Source organism: Bacillus sp. YKCMOAS1, from assembly GCF_030268125.1.
GTDB lineage: Bacteria > Bacillota > Bacilli > Bacillales > Bacillaceae > Bacillus > Bacillus safensis.
Genome location: NZ_BSEI01000004.1, coordinates 172,650 through 194,482 on the forward strand (window position 1 = coordinate 172,650; position 21,833 = coordinate 194,482).

The following is a 21,833-nucleotide window of genomic DNA, read 5'->3' on the forward strand; positions in this document are numbered from 1 at the left end:
TGTGAAAGAGACGGCTGAAATGGCTCAGCCGATGGAGGATTAAAACATGACAGACAAAAAGAAATTAGTACTAGTGGATGGAAACAGTCTCGCTTATCGAGCCTTTTTTGCTTTGCCGCTATTATCAAATGATAAAGGCGTCCATACAAATGCCATTTATGGCTTTGCAATGATTTTAATGAAGATGCTCGAGGACGAGAAGCCAACCCATATGCTCGTCGCATTTGATGCGGGGAAAACAACGTTCCGCCACGAGACATTTAAAGAATATAAAGGCGGAAGACAAAAAACGCCGCCAGAGCTATCAGAACAAATGCCGTTTATCCGTGAACTATTAGATGCCTATCAGGTGAAAAGGTACGAGCTTCCTCAATACGAGGCTGACGATATTATCGGGACATTGGCTGTGGAGGCAGAAAAAGACGGCTTTGAAGTGAAAATTTTCTCAGGAGATAAGGACTTAACGCAGCTATCAACAGACCATACGACGGTGGCAATTACGAAAAAAGGCATTACAGAAGTAGAATATTACACACCGGCTCATATTGAAGAAAAATATGGTCTGCGCCCAGATCAAATCATCGATATGAAAGGCTTGATGGGAGATTCCTCAGATAATATCCCAGGGGTGCCCGGTGTAGGGGAAAAAACAGCGATAAAATTGTTAAAGCAGTTTGAAACGGTAGAAAACCTGCTTGAACATATTGACGAAGTCAGTGGTAAAAAACTCAAAGAAAAGCTTGAAGAATATAAAGAGCAAGCGGTGATGAGTAAACAACTCGCAACGATTCTTGTAGAAGCGCCAATTGATGTATCAAGCAAGGATCTCGCATATGAAGGTCCTCATATGGATCAAGTGATCTCTCTTTATAAAGAACTAGGCTTTCAAACGCTGCTAGAGCGTCTAGGAGAAGCACCAGAAACAGGTGAACAGGTCGAAGTTGAAGCATTAGAAGTGAAAAAAATGACCGATGTAACGGATGAAATGCTGACAGATCATGCCGCCCTTGTGGTAGAACAGCTTGGAGATAATTATCATGAAGCGGATTTGATCGGTTTTGCGATCCATAATGAAAACGGTGCATTTTTTATCACGAAAGAAGATGCACTTCAATCAGATGCATTTAAACAATGGGTACAGGATGAAACGAAGAAGAAATGGGTCTTCGATTCAAAAAGAGCAGTTGTCGCTCTCAGATGGCACGATGTCGATCTAAAAGGTGTCGATAACGATGTCCTGCTCGCTTCCTATGTCGTCAATCCTCAGAAATCCTATGAGGACGTCGCAAGTGTGGCGAAGGAATACGGTCTTAACATCGCATTTTCTGATGAAAAAGTGTACGGAAAAGGAGCAAAGCAGGCGATCCCACCTGAAGATGAACTGAAGGAACATCTTGGACGAAAAGCAGCGGCGATCTCTGCTCTGCATGATTTAACACTTGAAGCACTAGAAAAAAATGATCAACATGAACTGTATGAAGACTTAGAGCTGCCGCTTGCCCTCATCTTAGGTGAAATGGAATCACTTGGCGTAAAGGTAGATATTGAGCGCCTAGAGAAGATGGGTGAAGAGTTAGCGAAAAAGCTGAAAGAATATGAGGAAACCATTCACCGCTTAGCAGGTGAAACGTTTAACATCAATTCTCCTAAACAGCTTGGCGTGATTCTTTTTGAAAAGTTAGGTCTGCCGATTATTAAAAAGACAAAAACAGGCTACTCGACATCTGCGGATGTTCTTGAAAAGCTTGAAGATAAGCACGAAATCATTCGGTCTATTCTGCATTACCGCCAAATTGGAAAGCTCCAATCGACCTATGTGGAAGGTTTAATGAAGGTAACGCGCAAGGATACCCATAAAGTGCATACACGATTTAATCAAGCGCTCACGCAAACAGGAAGACTAAGCTCAACAGATCCCAACTTGCAAAACATCCCAATTCGTTTAGAGGAAGGACGGAAGATTCGTCAAGCATTCGTTCCATCAAAAGAAGGCTGGCTTATGTTTGCTGCTGACTATTCACAAATTGAGCTGCGTGTTCTCGCTCATATTTCTCAGGATGAGAATTTGATCGAAGCGTTTACGCAAGATATGGATATTCACACGAAAACAGCGATGGACGTGTTCCATGTCTCAGAAGAAGAAGTGACTTCCTCTATGAGAAGACAAGCCAAGGCTGTCAACTTCGGAATTGTATATGGAATCAGTGACTATGGATTATCTCAAAATCTTGGGATCACAAGAAAAGAAGCAGCTGCCTTTATCGAACGCTATTTAACAAGCTTTAAAGGCGTGAAAACCTATATGGAAGAGATTGTGCAGGAAGCGAAACAAAAAGGATATGTCACGACACTTCTCAAACGCAGACGGTATATCCCGGATATCACCAGCCGCAATTTTAATATCAAAAGCTTTGCGGAAAGAACAGCCATGAACACACCGATCCAAGGCAGTGCAGCTGATATTATTAAAAAAGCCATGATTGATATGGCGCGTAAGTTAAAAGAAGAAAACTTGCAGGCAAATCTTTTATTACAGGTGCACGATGAATTGATCTTCGAAGCGCCGAAAGAAGAAATTGCCATACTCGAAAAAATTGTCCCTGAAGTCATGGAAAATGCACTTCAACTAGATGTGCCGCTAAAAGTTGATTTTGCTTCAGGCCCATCTTGGTACGACGCAAAATAATAGAGAGAGAAAAAGGAGCGAGGAGCATGCCGGAATTACCAGAAGTTGAAACCGTCCGGCGCACACTCAAGCGGTTAGTCGAAGGAAAAACGATTGAAACGGTCGATATCAAATGGCCGAATATCATCAAACGTCCTGGGGAGCCGGAAGAGTTCGCAAGAAGGATGGTAGGAGAAACGATACAAACCATTGAAAGAAGAGGAAAGTTCCTTCTCTTTCATTTAGACCACTACGTAATGGTCTCCCATTTAAGGATGGAAGGGAAATACCGTGTACATGAAGCGCATGAGCCATACGATAAACATGTACACGTCGTCTTTACTTTTACAGATGGTACTGAGCTTCGGTATCATGATGTGCGTAAATTTGGCACGATGCATTTATTTCAGCCGGGGGAAGAGGAAAAGGAACTCCCGCTCTCACAGCTGGGGTATGAGCCTTTTGATGATCAATTCACTCCGGAATATTTATGGGAGCAATTGAAAAAAACATCTCGTGTGGTCAAAACAGCGCTGCTTGATCAAAAGATTGTCGTGGGACTAGGTAATATTTATGTAGATGAGGTTTTGTTTAAAGCAGGCATTCATCCAGAAACAAAAGCGAATCAGCTCAGCCTTGAATCGTGTAAAGTGCTTCACATGCATATTATCGATACACTTCAAGTAGCGGTAGATGCAGGAGGAAGCACGATTCGCTCATATATCAATTCACAAGGTGATATTGGAACATTTCAGCTGCAGCTTCTTGTGTATGACCGGCGGGGAGAGCCTTGTCAAACATGCGGAAGCATCATTGAGAAAACAGTAGTCGGAGGGCGCGGCACACATTTTTGTGTAACCTGCCAAAAACGTCCTCAATAAAAATCAGCCATCAGCATGCTTCCTTTTTACTGTGCATACGATAAAAAACATTCATTTTTCAGCAAGGTGTAGACTGACACACAGCCCACCTGCTCTTCATATAGTGAAGAAGAGTCTAAGGACGCCTAGAGACTCTTGATCATCGTTGCATGAACAGAAAGGAAGAGTTCAGGTATGATTTCGATTTCGCTCCTGTTTTTAGCTATTGCAGTCAGCATTGACAGCTTTTCTGTAGGCTTTACGTATGGACTTCGTAAAATGAAGATTCCATTTAAAGCGATTGTCATTATTGCATGCTGTTCAGGGATTGTGCTGCTCATTTCTATGCTGATTGGCAGCCTGCTGACGACATTCCTCCCTGTCTCAGTGACAGATAAACTTGGTGGAGGCATTTTGATCGCCATTGGACTTTGGGTCCTTTATCAATTTTACAAACCAGCGAAAGAGCGTGATTTGCTACTTCATGAAAAGACATTGCTTAATGTGGAAGTGCAGTCACTTGGTCTTGTCATTCAAATTTTGCGCAAGCCGACAAGTGCAGATATTGACCGTTCTGGGACGATTAATGGAATAGAAGCGGTGCTTCTTGGGATTGCTTTATCCATTGATGCATTTGGCGCAGGGATTGGCGCTGCAATTCTAGGCTTTTCACCAATTGTCATGAGTATCACTGTGGCCGTGATGAGCTCACTCTTTGTGTGTATAGGGCTTCGTTCCGGTCATTACTTGGCAAATTGGCGCTGGATCGATAAACTTGCATGCTTACCAGGGCTTCTGCTCATTTTAATTGGGGTGTGGAAGCTGTAAAGGAGGAAATCAATTGACGCTTGTCATTGGATTAACAGGCGGGATTGCTAGTGGAAAAAGCACCGTCTCGCAAATGATAAAAGAGCAGGGCATCCGGGTCGTGGACGCAGATGTCATTGCAAAAGAAGCGGTTGCCAAAGGTACACCAGCTCTTCAACAAATCGTTCAAACCTTTGGCGAGGATGTTCTCCTGCCAAATGGGGAGCTGAACCGGCAGCAGCTTGGAGCCATCATTTTTTCTGATGAAGAGAAAAGAAAGCAGCTGAATGCGATTGTTCATCCTGAAGTGAGAAAGGAAATGCTCAAACAGAGAGATGAAGGAGTTAGTCAGCAAGAAACCTTCGTTGTCCTCGATATCCCGCTTTTATTTGAAAGTCAGCTGGAAAGCCTCGTCGACCGCATCATTGTGGTGTATACAACGCCTGAATTGCAGCTGTCGCGGCTCATGAATCGAAATGACCTCAGCGAGGAAGAAGCACTGAATCGTATTCACTCTCAGCAGTCTCTTGAGGAGAAATGTAAAAAAGCAGACTACGTGATAGAGAACACACAAGATCTCGCGTTTATCAGTAAGCAATTGCAGAACATATTAAATGAATGGGAACATACAGATAAGTAAGAGTACATACACGTACTCTTCTTTTTTTATGCTTTATTCTTATTTCCTTTGAAAAGAACAGCCCTTTTTAGAAAATATACGTTTATATACTGGCAATTACATTCTAATGTGATATACTAATTTCATAAATAAATTTATTGAGTATAACACATAATAGAGGAGTGACCTGTTCATGAAGGTAAAAGCAGCGATCAATGGGTTTGGCAGAATTGGACGCATGGTCTTCAGAAAAGCAATGCTTGATGATCAAATTCAAATTGTAGCGGTGAACGCAAGCTATCCTGCCGAAACGCTAGCACATTTAATTAAATATGACACAAATCATGGACGTTACGAATGTGATGTGACTGCAGAAGATGACGCCTTGATTGTAAATGGCAAAAGAGTGCTTTTGCTTAATAATAGAGATCCAAAGCAGCTTCCATGGGGAGAGCTTGGGATTGATATCGTCATTGAAGCAACAGGTAAATTTAATTCAAAAGATCAAGCGATGGGCCATATAGATGCTGGAGCGAAAAAAGTCGTTCTAACAGCTCCAGGTAAAAATGAAGACATTACGATTGTGATGGGTGTCAATGAGGATGATCTTGATCCTGAAAAGCACGTCATTATTTCAAACGCATCTTGTACAACAAACTGTTTAGCACCAGTTGTGAAACTGTTAGATGATGAATTTGGCATCGACAACGGGTTAATGACAACGGTTCATGCTTATACAAATGATCAAAAAAATATCGATAACCCGCATAAGGATCTGCGCCGGGCAAGAGCATGTGCTCAGTCCATTATTCCAACTACGACGGGTGCCGCTAAAGCGCTTTCTTTAGTGCTTCCGCACATGAAAGGGAAATTGCATGGGCTTGCACTCCGCGTGCCGGTTTCCAATGTGTCGATGGTTGATCTTGTTGTAGACTTAAAAAAAGATGTCACAGCAGAAGAAGTCAATGCAGCCTTCTCGAATGCATCTAAAACATCTCTTGCTGGTATTTTAGATTACACAGATGAGCCGCTTGTCTCTACGGACTTTAACACGAACCCTTACTCAGCAGTCGTTGATGGATTGACAACGATGGTAATGGAAGGGAGAAAAGTAAAAGTTCTTGCATGGTATGACAATGAATGGGGTTATTCATGCCGAGTGGTTGACCTTGTGAAATTTGTCGGCGCACAGATGAAAGAGCTGTCTGCTGTTTGAAATGAAGAAGACGATCGTCCCTTTTCAAGAAATGAGAGAAAATCCCACTAAAAACACAGCTTGCAAAATGGGTCTAAACAAAGTATACTATTTTTCGTGAACTTCTTGTTCGCAGACTCATTCGGGTATACTTAAAGGGTTAGGACCTCTTAGGACTAACTTTCCCCCGTGGTATATGTCCGGTCCGGCTGCTTAGAACTTCACTCTTTCATTCTTGTTTAAAGGGGGGTCCATGATGGAAACAATCGGACGTCACGTTATCTCCGAGCTATGGGGATGCGACTGTGATAAACTGAACGACATGGATTTTATTGAAAAAACGTTTGTAAATGCAGCTTTGAAATCAGGAGCTGAGGTAAGAGAGGTTGCTTTTCACAAATTTGCACCTCAAGGAGTAAGTGGAGTTGTCATTATTTCTGAATCTCATCTGACAATTCACAGCTTTCCTGAACATGGTTATGCGAGCATAGATGTTTATACTTGCGGCGACCTAGATCCGAATATTGCAGCAGATCATATCGGAGATGAATTAGGTGCTGAAACAAGAGAAAACATCGAAATTCCTCGAGGCATGGGTCCTGTACAAGTAAAACAGGCACAAGCCAAAGCACTGTAAACATAAAAAAGATTGCAATGGGAGCTGGCCAAAAGCATTAAATGCCTTTGTGTTATGCTCCTTTTTATATTTATTTGAGAAAAAATCCAACATTCCCCAGCTTGTCTATACTTTTGTTCTAGGAAAACAAAGGTTTTTTTTATAAAATAAAGAAAGAGGCATTATGGCAAAGGGGATACGTGTATGATTTTAAGACAAAATTTTAAACGGTTCATGTCAAACCATACAGAAACATCTGACGAGCATCCAGTGTCAGAACTGAAAAGCCATTACTACAAATCGACGAATGCACAAGTTTTTCAAGCGGTGGAAGCCATTCTTTCCCGAAACGATTCCTATCAAGTGACATCTGTTTCAGCAGAACGAGGTGAAATCAGTGCAAACATACGATTGCCGAAAAAAGCCTTTCTCGTGGCGACTGTCATTTCAATTCGTCCTTTTGAAACAGCTGTCGATTTTAATGTGACAACAGAAACGGCCCTGCCAACAGATTTCGGCTATAGTCAGAAGACCGTTCTGTCCCTTTATGATGAACTAGACAAACAACTTCCAAGAATAGATCGGAGCTGATGATATGAAATGTCCCACATGTCAGCACCTTGGCACAAGGGTGCTTGATTCAAGACCAGTAGATGAAGGGAAATCCATCCGTCGTAGAAGAGAGTGCGAAAGCTGTCAATATCGCTTTACGACGTTTGAAAAATTAGAAGAATTACCGCTGATTGTGGTGAAAAAAGAAGGGATTCGAGAAGAATTCAGCCGGGAAAAAATGCTGAGAGGACTTATCAAAGCGTGTGAAAAGCGTCCTGTCGCTTTAAAGCAGCTGGAGGATGTCTGCTTTAATATCGAAAAAGAACTGCGCAATCAAGGCATGTCAGAAGTGAAAAGCGAGCTTGTAGGTGAAATGGTGATGGACGAGCTGGCGAAAATTGATGAAGTGTCTTACGTCAGGTTTGCCTCGGTTTACCGGCAGTTTAAAGACATCAATGTCTTTATTGATGAATTAAAAGATCTATTAAAGAAAGAACGCTAAAAAGAGCTGGAGATTCTTCATGCTCTTTTTCCTGCGTAAAGCGTAAAACGCGAAAAGAGTGTACAATGGAAACAATCGCAATTCATGGGGAGGATCAGCATATGACAGAGCATTGGAAGGAAGTGCTAGCCGTCGATCCGTATGTCGTCAAAAGCGCTTCATTGCTCGGTGACATCGATAGACAGCTCATCACTCTTTTATATCAGCCGCTTATTGGCATGTCCGCTTTTAGCTTATACATGACGCTGTGGGGAGAGCTGGAACAAAATCGTATGTGGGGAAAACCTGCACCTCATCGGCAGCTCATGGTCATGCTGCAGACGAATTTAAATGATATTTTTGAGGAACGTTTAAAGCTTGAAGCAATCGGCTTACTCCGCACATATGAACAGGAAACGGAAGAAGGCAGACTGTTTACATATGAGCTTGTACCGCCGCTAAGACCGGATGAATTTTTCCAAGATGGTATGCTGAATGTCCTGCTGTACCATCGTGTAGAGAAAGCAAAATATATGCAGCTTCGTGATTATTTCTCTTATCCAGGTGTTCCTGCAGAAGCAAAGAACATTTCACGGTCGTTTGAAGAAGTCTTTCACGTATTGCAGCCAGGCGAACGCAAGATGACAGAAGAGATTCATCAGGCGTCATCGCTTGATCAAGGCTATGAATATGTGACCGTTGGATCGAGTCAGCCGGCACCGCTCTCAGACGAATCCTTCGATTTCGATCTATTGTTAGCGGGTATGTCTGACATGATGATTCCAAGAAAGGCTTTGACAAAGCAGGTAAAAGAAACAATTAAGAAGTTAGCTGTTGTATACGGCATCACCCCGCTTCAAATGCAAAATATTGTAGCAGGTGCATGCGGTTCGGATCAAATGATCTCAACAGAAGAGCTGAGAAAATCAGCAAGAGACTGGTACCAAATTGAATACAGAGGCGAACAGCCAAAGCTGATTGATCAAAAACAGCCAAGACACTTGCGCCAAGATGCTTCAAAGACGCCGGCTGCAGATACTCCAGATGCAAAATTGATTGAAAAGCTGGATCATATTTCGCCTAGGGAGCTGCTAAAAGACATGGCAGATGGCATTGAGCCAACGTATGCCGACTTAAGAATTGTAGAAGATATCATGCTCGAGCAGCAGCTAGAGCCAGGTGTCATGAATGTTCTCATCTACTATACATTACTCAAAACAGATATGAAGCTGTCGAAAACATACATGCAAAAAATCGCCGCTCATTGGGTGAGAAAGAAAATCAAAACCGTAGCAGCGGCCATGAAAATTGCCAAAGAAGAAAACAGACAAATGACAGAGTGGGCGCAGCAGAAAAAGCAGCGCAGCACATATGGTTCAGGAAAAGTCGTCAGGGAAGAGAAACTGCCTGACTGGATGAAAGAAACCGAAACAAAAGAACAGCCGGCAAAAGAGCAAACAGACAGTCTGTCTACAGAAGACCTCGAACGAGAAAAAGAAAAACTGTTAGATCAGTTTAAAAATATGAAAAAGTACAATGCACATTAAGGTGAGGTGAGATGGGATGAAACCGATCGGTCGTTCATTTGAACAGCTAAAAGGACGAGTAGATTTTCGCGTGAGATACAATCAGATTAAAGAAAGTGTGTTATCTGATGAAGATGTGAAGGCCTTTTTACAGAAGCATCAAGAAGAGATACATGAAGACATGATCAATCGCAGCTTGAACCGGCTCTTTGAATATGTGCAGCAGTCGAAGGGCTGCTCTTACTGCTTAGATGACGAAAACGTCAATGCCATTTTAGATGGGTATCACCCGAAGCTTGTGATCAAAGGTCAGAGTATTGATATTGAATATTCCCCTTGTCCAGTCAAGCTGCGGCTAGATAGACAGAAAAAACAGCAAGAGCTGATGAAAAGCATGTATATTCCGCAAAATGTCCTTCAAGCGACGTTCGCTGATCTGAACGTTGTGGGAAGACAAGAGGTCATCCAAAAAGTAGGTCAATTCCTCCAAAGCTATGATGAGACTGGAAAAGGAAAAGGCTTGTATTTACACGGGAAATTTGGAGTTGGAAAAACGTATATTCTGGCAGCCATTGCGCAGCAGCTAGCGGAGAAAGAATACCCATCTCTCCTTGTTTACGTGCCTGAATTTGTGAGAGAGTTAAAAAATTCGTTAGCTGATCATACGCTAGAAGAAAAGCTGAATATGGTCAAATCCACCCCGATTTTAATGCTTGATGATATTGGAGCAGAATCGATGACAAGCTGGGTGCGGGATGAGCTGCTCGGTACGATCTTACAATACCGTATGGCAGAGCAGCTGCCGACGTTTTTCTCTTCTAATTTCTCACCAAATGAGCTGAAGCATCATTTTACGTACTCTCAGCGCGGGGAAAAAGAAGAGGTCAAAGCCGCTCGTTTAATGGAACGGATTCTCTATTTAGCAGAGCCGGTCTTGCTCGAAGGAGAAAATCGCCGTCATTTATAAAAGCGTATGTCACCTGAAGGAGGAGCAAATGAAATGAACAAAAGAAAATGGCTGCTTTTTCTTGTGATTGGCATTCTTGCTGCTGCGTTGTGGTGGCTGAATAAACAGCATCTTCAGCTCGCGCCGAAAGATGTGAAGAATTGGGTGCTTCAATTTGGGATACTGGCTCCCTTTGTTTTTCTTTTCTTATCTCTTTTTCGCCCGTTTGTTCTCGTCCCGATTACAGTCTTTTCGCTGGCAGCAGGTTTGGCATTCGGCAGTGTCCTTGGGACGATTTATGCCCTCATTGGGGCTACAGCCGGGGCAACAGGCTCCTTCATGATTGCTTCAACCTTTCGTGCAAAAAAGAAGGAAACGGCATCAAACAGCCGGAAGCTGAAAGCGGTGACGTCCCGCATTCAGGAGCATGGATTTCTTTATATTTTGTTATTGCGTATTGCACCGATTCATTTTGATTTCGTCAGCTATGCGGCAGCTGCTTCACGTGCAAATTATCGTGCATTTGTGGCAGCCACCTTTTTAGGCTTAATACCGGGTACAATTGCGTTAAATGTTCTCGGCTCAAGCTTTGTCAGCGGCAATTATGCCGCCTTAGTGGTTGTTTGTTTGATTTATTTGATCTTTATCTCCGTTCCACTCATTTTAAAAAGAAAGATGCCTGAATTATTTTAGGCGTCTATTTTTTATGTTTCCCCCATATATATGTAACAGATGTCGTTAGGGGGGACAAACATGCTTGAAATAATCTTTGAAGATGAATATGATACCGCCGCTTTTTTACATCTTGCTGAACACTTGGACAGTCGGCATCACATGTCAATTCAACAAGGGAAAGACCGGCTTCTCATAGAGGCGAAGGAATCAGAAGAAGCACTTGAGCACATTGTGCGGCCATTATTGGTTCACTTTTTTTTGGAATGCAAAGAAAATGAGCGCATGCGCAGCATCCTTGAAAACACTTACTTGTTTAAAGATCCTGAAGAGCAGCACCAAATTCTTTCCATCGCTCACAGTATCATGAACGGGGACTTAGATGATATTCCCGGCATTCAGCAAGACCCGTCAAGAGAAGCCCTTTTAAAAAAGGAGCTTGAGGCAATTTCTTTACAGCAAGGTGTTTTTTCAATTGGTTCATTTATGACATTTAGGCTGTCAGAATATGATCGAAGGCTGAAGAACTATGTTGAAGTGTCCATTGAAGAATACAAAATGGAGCAAGAGTATCAAAACTTCATTCAATCGCTTCGAGACTATGTGATGGCAAGAGAGCCTAGGCTCGAAAAAGTACATGTTGTGCATCAGGACCGCCTGGTGATTTGGGAATTTCGCTACGCTTCTGAGCGTGATCAAAAACAATACATAGACAGACAGTTTGTAAGAGAGCATCCAATGTATATTGATTCGCAGCTGATTGCACCGCTTGTCTCCATTGCACCGCAAAAAATTGACCTATTTACAAATGATACAGGTCACTCGATGGTGCAAACGATTCAAAATATTTTTCAAGAAAGGGTCGAGGTGTTCCCGTCTCATTCATTCCAAGAGCAGAATGTTCAATTTGTACATGACCATTTCGACAAGAAAAGTGAAAAGCTTTCTTGATTTTCACGAAAAAACGTTTTATAATACGGTGTAACTTCATACAGAGACCGTATTGATAAGGACATGAACAAATGAACACCCGCTTAAAGAGAGGGAAGCCGCGGCTGAAAGCTTCCTAGCAGAGGACCATTTGCTTTACCACCTTTGAACATCAGCTGTGAACTTTTTAGTAATGGCTGACGGGAATTCCCGTTATCGAACCGCAAGCCGTATTTGCTTATGAAAAGCAAGCTGCAAGTACGGGAAAAAGGGTGGAACCACGATTCCGTTTATTCAACCTCGTCCCTTTCCAGGGGGCGGGGTTTTTATATTGCCAAAAAAAGGAGTGACCAGAGATGTCAGAACAAATTCAACTTACATTTCCAGATGGAGCAGTCAAGGAGTTTGACAAAACAGCTACAACAGAAGACATCGCGGCATCAATTAGCCCGGGCCTAAAGAAAAAAGCACTTGCCGGTAAATTGAACGGTAAAGAAATAGATCTGCGTACGCCGCTATTAGAAAGTGGAACAATCGAGATCATCACAGATAAAAGTGAAGAAGCACTCGACATTATGCGCCACAGCACAGCCCATTTGCTAGCGCAGGCGATCAAACGTCTTTATGGAAAAGAGCATCACGTTCAGTTTGGCGTAGGTCCTGTCATCGAAAATGGCTTCTACTACGATGTGGACATCGATGTAGCCATCACACCTGAAGACTTACCAAAGATTGAAAAAGAAATGAAGAAAATCATTAACAGCAATCTGCCAATTGAGCGAATTGAAGTATCAAGAGAAGAAGCGAAAAAGCGCTTTGAAGCGATTGGTGATGAGTTGAAACTTGAGCTGTTAGAGGCGATTCCAGAAGGTGAAGCTGTGACAATTTATGAGCAGGGTGAATTCTTTGACCTCTGCCGCGGTATTCACTTGCCATCTACAGGGAAAATCAAAGAGTTTAAACTGTTAAGCCTTGCAGGTGCATACTGGAGAGGTGACAGTAACAACCAAATGCTTCAGCGTATTTACGGAACAGCTTTCTTCAGCAAAGAAGATTTAAATGAGCATTTACGTCTGCTTGAAGAAGCGAAAGAACGCGATCACCGTAAGCTTGGAAAAGAGCTGAAGCTGTTTGCGAATTCCCAAAAGGTTGGTCAAGGACTTCCGCTTTGGCTGCCAAAAGGCGCAACGATCCGCCGCGTCATTGAGCGTTACATTGTCGATAAAGAAGTGCGTCTTGGCTATGAGCATGTGTACACACCTGTTCTTGCGAATGTTGAATTGTATAAAACATCAGGACACTGGGCGCATTATCAAGAAGACATGTTCCCCGTGATGGAAATGGACAACGAAGATCTTGTTCTTCGTCCGATGAACTGTCCGCACCATATGATGATTTACAAAAATGAGCCGCACAGCTATCGCGAATTGCCAATTCGTATTGCAGAGCTTGGTACAATGCACCGCTATGAAATGTCAGGCGCTTTATCTGGCCTTCAGCGTGTCCGCGGTATGACATTAAACGATGCACACATCTTTGTTCGTCCAGATCAAATCAAAGACGAGTTCATCCGTACAGTTCGCTTAATTGAAGAAGTGTATCAAGACTTTGGCTTGAATGACTACACATTCCGCTTATCTTACCGTGATCCAGAAGATACTGAGAAGTATTTCGATGACGATGCGATGTGGAATAAAGCACAATCGATGCTGAAGGATGCAATGGACGAGCTTGGCCACGATTATTATGAAGCAGAAGGCGAAGCAGCATTTTATGGTCCTAAGCTTGATGTACAAGTGAAGACAGCTCTTGGAAAAGAAGAAACATTATCCACTGTACAGCTTGATTTCTTACTTCCAGAACGCTTCGATCTCACATATATCGGAGAAGATGGAAAGCACCATCGTCCAGTCGTCATTCATAGAGGCGTTGTTTCTACAATGGAACGCTTTGTTGCCTTCTTAATTGAAGAATACAAAGGGGCCCTTCCAACATGGCTGGCGCCTGTACAGTTCCAAGTCATTCCAGTTTCACCGTCTGTTCATTTAGACTATGCGAAAAAAGTACAAGAACGTTTACAGCTTGAAGGTCTTCGTGTAGAGCTTGACAGCCGTGATGAAAAGATCGGATACAAAATTAGAGAAGCGCAAATGCAAAAGATTCCGTACATGCTTGTCGTCGGAGATCAAGAAGCAGAAAATGGCGCTGTCAATGTAAGAAAATACGGGGAACAAGATTCAGAAACAATGGATCTCGAAGCCTTTGTGAAACATGCAGTAGCAGAAGCGAAAAAATAATGAAGCAGCCAGTGATTCTTTTTAGATCACTGGCTTTTTTCTTTTTGGAAAACTTTCTCCAATAGTGATCCAATTCCTAAAAAGAGACGTTTAGATAGTACAAAAGTAAGGGTAAGTATGTACTATTGGTTTGAGACAAATTGGGGGAATGAAATCGATGAAGCAAACAACAAACACTTTATCGTCACAAGTATTGGAGCAATCAGCTGTTCTTCGTGCATTAGAACACTCGCTGGCAATGATTGAATTTAATGTGACAGGTGAAGTTCTATGGGTGAATGATATTTTTGCAAAAGCCATGGGATATTCTAAAGAAGAGATGATCGGTCTTAAACATAGACAGTTTTGTCCTCCACATATTACAGAACACACAAGTTATCACATGTTTTGGAAGCGTTTGAGAGAAGGTCAAGTCTTTCAGGAAAAAGTGCAGCGGATCACAAAAAACGGCAGCAGCTTATGGCTTGAAGCGACATATTCACCTGTTCGAGATGAAGAAGGAACTGTAGTGGGTGTTGTGAAAGTGGCGACAGATATTACGGAGAGAGAACTCTCGATGAAACAGGTTGTAGAAGACTTAAAGGAGATGTCTGCGAAATTAATGGAACGAGCAGAAGTTGGCATTCAGCATAGTCAAAGTGTCAATGCCTCCTTTGATCATATAGCAAACGAAACCGATCAAAATATGAGCTTGCTAAAAGGATTAACGGAGCAGGTAGAGTCCATCAGCTCCATTGCTACAACCATTAACAGTATTTCTTCGCAAACCCAGCTACTCGCCTTAAATGCGGCAATAGAAGCGGCACATGCGGGTTCCTATGGAAATGGCTTTAGTGTAGTGGCAGCAGAAATTCGAAAGCTTGCGACAAATTCAAAAGAAGCGATCGTCAAGGTCGATCAATATGTGAAGGCGATCCATGCAGAAGTAGAGAAGGTCAGCAGCGGAACAAGCCGGGCAAAGACAACCGTGTTTACAAACCGGGATCTTGTAAAGCTGGCAAGCGAGGAATTCATCATTGTAGGAGAAGCAGCACGCGGCTTAGACCGGCAAGCGCAAAGTCTAGCAGCAATCATATAACTCTGAGAATACAAAAACACCCAATCTCGTCAGGAGCAGGGTGTTTTTTGTTCTATTTTAATATATCAAACAATTCATGTAAGTCTTTGATTTCATAATCAGGCGTCACATCTGTTTCATTTTTCTTGTCATGGCGATTGATCCAAACGGTTTGGATACCAACGCGAGATGCGCCGAGAATATCTGTTTTTGGATTATCCCCAACCATGATCACTTCGTCTTTTGTTAAGTTTAACAGCTGAAGGCAGTGCTCAAAGATACCTGGATCAGGCTTGCCTTTCCCATAATCCCCTGAAATCACAATCTCGTTAAAGTAAGGAGCAAGCTCAGGAACACCCGCAAGTTTTTCCTTTTGAAGGCTAGGATCTCCGTTTGTTAAAAGGAGCAATTCGTAACTGCCTTTCAGTCGGTTTAAAACAGGGTATGTTTCTTCATAGACATATGGGCATTTTCTGCGCTCTGCTGCAAAGAAATCAGCCAAATATTGTCCAAACGCCTCATCGTCAATTCCCGCTGCCCTTAAGCCATTGGTCCAAGCGTTTTTGCGATATTCTGGTGCAATGGCGTTCAGCTTTTGAAAGCCTTCGCTAATCGGTTCACTAAAATTGGACCACAGTCCTTCGAAAGGATTAATGCCGATCATGACAGTATAATCATATGTTTCATAGGAAGAGTACAGCTTTCTTGCTTCTTCACGTACAATCTGTTCAAACGATTCTGGATCGAGTCCATATTTCTTTTCCGCTTCCCGGCAAGTTTCCTGAAAAGTTGTGTGAATGCTTTTTTCGTCCCAAAGCAAAGTATCATCTAAATCGAAAAATACGGCTTTCATGATCTTCTCCCTTTTTATGTATGTGTTACCTTCAACTGCAAGTGACAGGCTCATGTTCATTTTACAATAGAAGAAGAGGCCAATAAAGAAAAGATTTGAGAGATCTTTGATCATTGACCGCACATGATAGAATAGAAAGACAGTAGATATGACATACATCATTTGAGGTGGCCGGTTTGCTTCATTTAATTATCATGATGATCGAGCGTGTAGGGATCATCGTTATTCTAGGATTTGTGCTTGCTCATGTGAAGGGCTTTCGCAATCTATTGCTACATAATCAAGGATTTCGGAAAAAGGCAATCCTTGTCTTCATTTTTGCTTCTTTTAGCATTATCAGCAATTACACAGGAATTGAAATTCAGCAGCAAATTGTCATGAATCATGAGTTTTCTTATCATCTCGGCTCGTCAAGCTCTATCGCCAATACGAGAATTATGGGGATCGAAATGGGCGGTTTGATCGGGGGGCCGTTTGTAGGGATTGGCGCAGGGCTTTTAGCTGGAATTCATCGCTATTCCCTTGGAGGAAGCACCGCGCTCAGCTGTGCGATTTCTTCCATTTTAGCCGGTGTCATTGCAGGTTATGTCGGCAGCAGGTTTAAGCGGAGGAATCGAATGGTGACACCTCGCCAAGCGGCCCTTTTTGGTGTGGCGATGGAATCATTACAGATGATCATTATCCTTCTGTTTGCAAGGCCATTAGCCGATGCATGGGGGCTAGTCAGTATCATTGCCCTGCCGATGATTTTTGTGAATGGAATCGGCAGCTTTATCTTTTTATCTATTTTACAGTCAGTCATTCGGCAAGAAGAGCAGGCAAAGGCGATGCAGACGCATCGTGTATTTTTGATCGCCGATCAAACACTGCCTTTTTTCCGCCAAGGGTTAAATGAACAGTCTTGTAAAAGTGTGGCGGAGATCATTCATCGGTTGACTGAAACAGATGCGGTCTCTTTAACAGATACAGAAAAGATTTTAGCGCATGTCGGAGATGGAACAGATCATCATATTCCATCTAAAAGCCTGATTACGGGGCTGTCGAAACAAGTCTTGATGAGCGGCAAGATTATGAAGGCACATTCGAAGGGCGAAATCAATTGTTCCGTCGCCCATTGCCCTCTTGAAGCCGCAATCGTGCTGCCGCTCACTTCTAACGGTCAAACGATCGGGACGTTAAAAATGTATTTCAATTCTCCGGTCGGATTAAGCAGGGTGGAAGAGGAGCTTGCAGAAGGTTTGGCGATGCTGTTTTCCACACAGCTTGAGCTTGGAGAGGCGGAAACCCAAAGCCGCCTGCTAAAAGATGCAGAGATCAAAGCCCTTCAAGCACAAGTGAACCCGCACTTTTTATTTAACGCCATTAATACCATCTCTGTTTTATGCAGAACCAATGTGGAGATGGCAAGGAAGCTGCTGCTGCAGCTAAGTATTTATTTTCGCTCAAATATGCAAGGTGCCCGTCAGCTCCTGATTCCAATGCATAAAGAGATTCAGCATGTAGAGGCATATTTGTCACTTGAACAAGCGAGGTTTCCAAATAAATACCATGTGACCTTTCAAATTGAAAAGGAGCTGGAGCAGGTGATGATTCCGCCCTTTGTGCTTCAGGTGCTTGTTGAAAACGCAGTGAGACATGCTTTCCCTAAACATCAAACGAATTGTGAAGTCATCGTATCCGCTTTGATGAAAGATGGACATGTCTATATGAAAGTGGCAGATAATGGACAGGGGATCGAAGAGGACAAGAAGGGGCAGCTATTAAAAGCGCCTGTTGAATCTCTAGAAGGAACGGGTACGGCCCTTTATAATTTGGATCAGCGGTTAAGAGGAATTTTTGGCAGACAAGCCGCTCTATCCATTCATAGTGACCAAGGCACTGACATCTCATTTCGCATTCCAATCGACTATGTAAAAAAGGATGATTCTTGTTGATGAAGGTATTAATCGTAGATGATGAAGTGTTAGCAAGAGATGAATTAAAATACTTATTACGAAGAACGAAAGAGGATGTTCAAATAGAGGAAGCAGAAAATATAGAATCGGCTTTTGACCGGATGGTCGATCATAAGCCGGACCTGCTCTTTTTAGACATTGATTTATCTGGTGAAAACGGATTTGATATTGCCAAAAGGCTCAACCGGATGTCTAATCCGCCAGCGATTGTATTTGCGACAGCCTTTGATCAATATGCGCTAAAGGCGTTTGAGGTAAGTGCGCTTGATTACTTAACAAAACCATTTGACGAAGAGCGGCTACTCCAGACCATCCAAAAGTTTAAAAAATGGAAATCCGTTGAAACGCAAGATCATCAGCTGCCAGATGAGAAAATACCCCACCAGCAAAAATTAGCGATCTCAGTCGATGACTCAATTGTGATCCTGCAAGTGGAAGAGATCATGTATGTAGGACTCAGCGAGGGGAAAAAGGTTGTGAAAACAAAGGATCACATGTATGAGGTCACAGAACCGCTGGTGGTCATTGAAAAGAAACTTCCTGAGGCTTACTTTATGAGGGTCCATCGCAGCTATATCGTGAATACCTCTCATATGAAAGAAGTACAGCCGTGGTTTAATTCGACGTACAATCTGCATATGACAGACGGGTCCATCATTCCTGTCAGCCGCACATATGCCAAAGAATTAAAGAAGTCACTCCTGCTAGAGTAGGAGGGCTTTTTTTGTTTGTATTTCAATACTCGTTTTTTGCATTTCAGTCATTGAATCTGGTGAGTTTTATTGTAAACGCTTTATTCGTTTATTTCATGCCGTATACTGAGGGCAGTCGAAGAAAGAGGTGAAGGGGCATGAGTGCCACGAAAGTATATGGATTTCTATCTCAAGCATTTATTTTTGCAACCGTAATGTTCGTTTCTAATCTCATTTCAATGTATTTACCGATTCCGATGCCCGCATCCGTTATTGGTTTGGTTCTATTATTTGTTTTGTTAACAACGAAAATCGTCAAACTGGAGCAGGTGGAGCAATTAGGTACATCATTGACAGGACTCATTAGCTTTCTATTTGTTCCCTCTGGGATCTCAGTTATTCAATCACTAGGTGTCATGCAAGAAGTAGGTGTGCAAGTAGTCGGTGTCATTATCATTGCAACCATTATGCTACTTGCAGCGACAGGGCTGTTCACGCAGCTTCTCATGCAATTATCAGAAAGACCACAGAAACGTAAAGAGACGAAGGAGAGTAAATCTGCTCCTTCTCATTCAAATAAACCAGCTTCAAGTACGCATTAAAGGAGAGATGCAAAATGGGTACAAGTACAATGAGTCCTTATTTTGGCATTGTCGTCTCATTAGTCGCTTTTGGAATAGGGACATTCTTATTTAAAAAATCAAAAGGTTTCTTCTTGTTCACCCCGCTGTTTGTGGCGATGGTACTGGGCATTTTATTTTTGAAAGTTGGCGGTTTTTCCTACGCAGATTATAATGAGGGCGGCAAGATTATCAAATTTTTCTTAGAGCCTGCCACGATTGCTTTCGCTATCCCGCTTTATAAGCAAAGAGCCTTGCTTAAAAAATATTGGTGGCAAATTTTATCCGCTATTTTTGTAGGTTCACTTTGTTCCATTACGATCGTATATCTCGTAGCAAAAGGAATTCATTTAGATGCGGCTGTGATGAAAAGCATGCTTCCACAAGCAGCGACAACAGCGATTGCTCTCCCGATTGCAAAGGATATTGGCGGAATTGCAGATATCACAGCCTTTGCGGTCATATTTAATGCCGTCATTGTCTATGCACTAGGTGCCTTCTTCTTAAAATGGTTCCGCATTAAAAACCCAGTGGCAAAAGGTCTTGCACTTGGTACATCAGGACATGCACTTGGAGTTTCTGTTGGAATTGAGATGGGAGAAGTAGAAGCAGCTATGGCAAGTATCGCCGTTGTGGTCGTAGGAGTTGTGACCGTTATCGTCATCCCAATCTTTATGCAATTGATTCTTTGATAGCGTCATTGTGTGAAAAAGTCTTGCCCAATTCGTTTCATCGTGTTACACTGAAAAAGTTGTTTCAAGAGTTCGGTTACTTGACGGACAAATGAAAATTGTGTAGAATAGTTAACGAATTGAATAGATATCACAAGCAGAAGCACCCGCTTCTCACCTGATTGACACATGTTTGTAGTTGACAGGTTGACCGTACATTTATTTTTTCATGCAAATGTTCGCAGTGTGGGTGTTTTATATGCCCACACTTTTTGTTTGCCTGTAAAACATACAACGAAATGGTCAAAATGAATTGTGAACTCAATTCAAAATCTCATGGAGGTGGCTCACTATTAGCAAAGATCAATTAGTTAATGAAGGTATTCGTGCGCGTGAAGTTCGTTTGATCGGACAAAATGGCGATCAGCTGGGGATTAAAACCCGCCAGGAAGCTCTGGAAATTGCTGCTAAAGCTAATCTTGACCTTGTGTTAGTTGCTGCAAATGCAAAACCACCTGTTTGCCGAATCATGGACTATGGTAAGTTCCGATTCGAACAGCAGAAGAAGGAAAAAGAGGCACGTAAGAATCAAAAAATCATTAGCTTAAAAGAAGTTCGGTTGAGCCCGACAATCGATGAACATGATTTTAACACGAAGCTCCGTAATGCAATCAAATTCCTTGAAAAGGGAGATAAAGTGAAAGCTTCTATCCGCTTTAAAGGCCGTGCGATTACGCATAAAGAAATCGGACAGCGCGTGTTAGACCGTTTCTCTGAAGCTTGCGCTGAAGTAGCAACAGTAGAAACAAAACCTAAGATGGACGGACGTAGCATGTTCCTCATGCTTGCACCAAAAGTCGAAAAGTAAAGTAACAGAGGGAGGAAACATCCAATGCCAAAAATGAAAACTCACCGCGGATCTGCTAAACGTTTCAAAAAAACAGGTTCTGGTAAACTTAAACGTTCTCATGCGTACACAAGTCACTTGTTCGCTAACAAATCTACAAAGCAAAAACGTAAATTGCGTAAGAGCGCAATCGTAAGTGCTGGAGATTTCAAACGTATCAAACAACAACTTGCAAACATCAAGTAATTTGGAATAGGAATCATAGGAGGGAATTACAATGCCAAGAGTAAAAGGCGGAACTGTGTCGCGTCAGCGTCGTAAAAAGGTTCTTAAATTAGCAAAAGGTTATTTCGGTTCAAAACATAGATTATACAAAGTAGCAAACCAACAGGTGATGAAATCTGGAAACTACGCTTTCCGTGACCGTCGTCAGAAAAAACGTGACTTCCGTAAACTATGGATCACTCGTATCAACGCTGCAGCTCGTATGAACGGTCTTTCTTACAGCCGTTTAATGCATGGCTTAAAGCTTTCTGGTATCGAAGTAAACCGCAAAATGCTTGCTGACCTTGCTGTGAATGACCTAAATGCATTCAATCAGCTTGCTGATGCTGCAAAAGCACAACTAGACAAGTAAGTTTTATAAAAGATCATTCCTTCGAGGGGTGATCTTTTTTTCTCATCATGTGAGGTGAAATGAATGAATATGGCTTTGATCCTGCTGCTTATTTTAGTGAATGGCTACGGCTTTTTTCTCATGGGTGAGGACAAACGCCGGGCCAAAGCACATAAATGGAGAATTTCAGAGGCGCATTTATGGAGTGCTGCGGTGCTTTTTGGCGCCGCTGGATCGTATCTGGGGATGCAGTATTTCCGGCATAAAACAAAGCATCCTGCCTTTCAAATCGGCATGCCTGTATTAATTATTTTGCAGTTGATTCTATTAGGATATATCCAAGTTACTTGAAAAAG

Annotated in this window: 23 protein-coding genes and 2 other annotated features; of the genes, 22 read left to right on the forward strand and 1 reads right to left on the reverse strand. The window is 42.4% G+C overall.

Annotation, left to right across the window (positions count from 1 at the left end):
- Positions 1-46: 46 nt before the first annotated feature.
- From polA to QSJ46_RS13545, 14 genes are all read left to right on the forward strand, one after another.
- Positions 47-2,686: a DNA polymerase I gene (polA, locus tag QSJ46_RS13480; RefSeq protein ID WP_041086577.1), complete on the forward strand. Its 2,640-nt coding sequence runs from the start codon at positions 47-49 to the stop codon at positions 2,684-2,686.
- A 26-nt stretch (positions 2,687-2,712) separates the two neighbouring features.
- Positions 2,713-3,546: a DNA-formamidopyrimidine glycosylase gene (gene mutM / locus QSJ46_RS13485; RefSeq protein WP_041107207.1), complete on the forward strand. Its 834-nt coding sequence runs from the start codon at positions 2,713-2,715 to the stop codon at positions 3,544-3,546.
- A 174-nt stretch (positions 3,547-3,720) separates the two neighbouring features.
- The gene (gene ytaF / locus QSJ46_RS13490) at positions 3,721-4,353 is read left to right on the forward strand and encodes a sporulation membrane protein YtaF (protein ID WP_034279660.1); all 633 of its coding nucleotides are present in this window, start codon (positions 3,721-3,723) and stop codon (positions 4,351-4,353) included.
- A 13-nt stretch (positions 4,354-4,366) separates the two neighbouring features.
- Complete coding sequence (gene coaE, locus QSJ46_RS13495) at positions 4,367-4,972, forward strand: dephospho-CoA kinase (RefSeq protein WP_285604842.1); 606 nt, start codon at positions 4,367-4,369, stop codon at positions 4,970-4,972.
- A gap of 172 nt (positions 4,973-5,144) precedes the next feature.
- Positions 5,145-6,167 carry a glyceraldehyde-3-phosphate dehydrogenase gene (locus QSJ46_RS13500; RefSeq protein WP_024425707.1) on the forward strand — a complete coding sequence of 341 codons (1,023 nt, stop codon included), beginning with the start codon at positions 5,145-5,147 and terminating at the stop codon, positions 6,165-6,167.
- Between the two features lie 235 nt (positions 6,168-6,402).
- Positions 6,403-6,783 (forward strand): adenosylmethionine decarboxylase, encoded by a 381-nt coding sequence (gene speD, locus QSJ46_RS13505; RefSeq protein ID WP_003216492.1) that lies wholly within the window; start codon positions 6,403-6,405, stop codon positions 6,781-6,783.
- Positions 6,784-6,966: 183 nt separating this feature from the next.
- Positions 6,967-7,353: a hypothetical protein gene (locus QSJ46_RS13510; RefSeq protein WP_047202651.1), complete on the forward strand. Its 387-nt coding sequence runs from the start codon at positions 6,967-6,969 to the stop codon at positions 7,351-7,353.
- A 4-nt stretch (positions 7,354-7,357) separates the two neighbouring features.
- Positions 7,358-7,816 carry a transcriptional regulator NrdR gene (gene nrdR / locus QSJ46_RS13515; RefSeq protein WP_003216720.1) on the forward strand — a complete coding sequence of 153 codons (459 nt, stop codon included), beginning with the start codon at positions 7,358-7,360 and terminating at the stop codon, positions 7,814-7,816.
- Positions 7,817-7,917: 101 nt separating this feature from the next.
- Positions 7,918-9,342 (forward strand): replicative helicase loading/DNA remodeling protein DnaB, encoded by a 1,425-nt coding sequence (dnaB, locus tag QSJ46_RS13520; RefSeq protein WP_285604932.1) that lies wholly within the window; start codon positions 7,918-7,920, stop codon positions 9,340-9,342.
- A 16-nt stretch (positions 9,343-9,358) separates the two neighbouring features.
- Positions 9,359-10,288: a primosomal protein DnaI gene (gene dnaI / locus QSJ46_RS13525; RefSeq protein WP_024425710.1), complete on the forward strand. Its 930-nt coding sequence runs from the start codon at positions 9,359-9,361 to the stop codon at positions 10,286-10,288.
- A gap of 33 nt (positions 10,289-10,321) precedes the next feature.
- The gene (locus tag QSJ46_RS13530) at positions 10,322-10,960 is read left to right on the forward strand and encodes a TVP38/TMEM64 family protein (RefSeq protein ID WP_285604843.1); all 639 of its coding nucleotides are present in this window, start codon (positions 10,322-10,324) and stop codon (positions 10,958-10,960) included.
- Positions 10,961-11,020: 60 nt separating this feature from the next.
- Positions 11,021-11,890 carry a putative sporulation protein YtxC gene (gene ytxC / locus QSJ46_RS13535; protein ID WP_047202650.1) on the forward strand — a complete coding sequence of 290 codons (870 nt, stop codon included), beginning with the start codon at positions 11,021-11,023 and terminating at the stop codon, positions 11,888-11,890.
- Between the two features lie 43 nt (positions 11,891-11,933).
- Positions 11,934-12,180, forward strand: a binding site (T-box leader).
- Between the two features lie 45 nt (positions 12,181-12,225).
- On the forward strand, positions 12,226-14,166 hold the full coding sequence (gene thrS, locus QSJ46_RS13540) for a threonine--tRNA ligase (RefSeq protein WP_024425713.1): 1,941 nt from the start codon (positions 12,226-12,228) through the stop codon (positions 14,164-14,166).
- Between the two features lie 157 nt (positions 14,167-14,323).
- The gene (locus tag QSJ46_RS13545; protein ID WP_107163247.1) at positions 14,324-15,244 is read left to right on the forward strand and encodes a methyl-accepting chemotaxis protein; all 921 of its coding nucleotides are present in this window, start codon (positions 14,324-14,326) and stop codon (positions 15,242-15,244) included.
- Between the two features lie 52 nt (positions 15,245-15,296).
- On the opposite strand, the gene QSJ46_RS13550 is transcribed toward QSJ46_RS13545, so the two are convergent.
- Positions 15,297-16,076 (reverse strand): HAD family hydrolase, encoded by a 780-nt coding sequence (locus QSJ46_RS13550; RefSeq protein ID WP_285604844.1) that lies wholly within the window; start codon positions 16,074-16,076, stop codon positions 15,297-15,299.
- Between the two features lie 176 nt (positions 16,077-16,252).
- On the opposite strand from QSJ46_RS13550, the gene QSJ46_RS13555 reads away from it, so the two are divergent.
- The 8 genes from QSJ46_RS13555 (at position 16,253) to QSJ46_RS13590 (ending at position 21,828) form a co-directional block, all read left to right on the forward strand.
- Positions 16,253-18,010, forward strand: coding sequence for a sensor histidine kinase (locus QSJ46_RS13555; protein WP_285604845.1), 1,758 nt, complete (start codon positions 16,253-16,255; stop codon positions 18,008-18,010).
- The gene (locus tag QSJ46_RS13560) at positions 18,007-18,744 is read left to right on the forward strand and encodes a LytR/AlgR family response regulator transcription factor (protein WP_285604846.1); all 738 of its coding nucleotides are present in this window, start codon (positions 18,007-18,009) and stop codon (positions 18,742-18,744) included. Before QSJ46_RS13555 ends, QSJ46_RS13560 begins: the two co-directional genes overlap by 4 nt.
- 137 nt (positions 18,745-18,881) lie before the next feature.
- On the forward strand, positions 18,882-19,325 hold the full coding sequence (lrgA, locus tag QSJ46_RS13565; protein WP_047202644.1) for an antiholin-like murein hydrolase modulator LrgA: 444 nt from the start codon (positions 18,882-18,884) through the stop codon (positions 19,323-19,325).
- A 14-nt stretch (positions 19,326-19,339) separates the two neighbouring features.
- Entirely contained in the window at positions 19,340-20,035 is a 696-nt protein-coding gene (gene lrgB, locus QSJ46_RS13570) for an antiholin-like protein LrgB (protein WP_264007814.1), read from the forward strand.
- Between the two features lie 128 nt (positions 20,036-20,163).
- Positions 20,164-20,295 (forward strand) — a sequence feature (ribosomal protein L20 leader region).
- A gap of 71 nt (positions 20,296-20,366) precedes the next feature.
- Positions 20,367-20,882, forward strand: coding sequence for a translation initiation factor IF-3 (infC, locus tag QSJ46_RS13575; RefSeq protein WP_024425720.1), 516 nt, complete (start codon positions 20,367-20,369; stop codon positions 20,880-20,882).
- Between the two features lie 24 nt (positions 20,883-20,906).
- Positions 20,907-21,107, forward strand: a complete 201-nt coding sequence (gene rpmI / locus QSJ46_RS13580; RefSeq protein ID WP_003216324.1) for a 50S ribosomal protein L35 — start codon at positions 20,907-20,909, stop codon at positions 21,105-21,107.
- A 31-nt stretch (positions 21,108-21,138) separates the two neighbouring features.
- A complete protein-coding gene (gene rplT, locus QSJ46_RS13585) occupies positions 21,139-21,498 on the forward strand; it encodes a 50S ribosomal protein L20 (RefSeq protein ID WP_007501659.1) in 360 nt (119 codons plus the stop codon).
- Between the two features lie 63 nt (positions 21,499-21,561).
- Entirely contained in the window at positions 21,562-21,828 is a 267-nt protein-coding gene (locus QSJ46_RS13590) for a DUF1294 domain-containing protein (protein ID WP_268474230.1), read from the forward strand.
- The last annotated feature ends 5 nt before the right edge of the window (positions 21,829-21,833 follow it).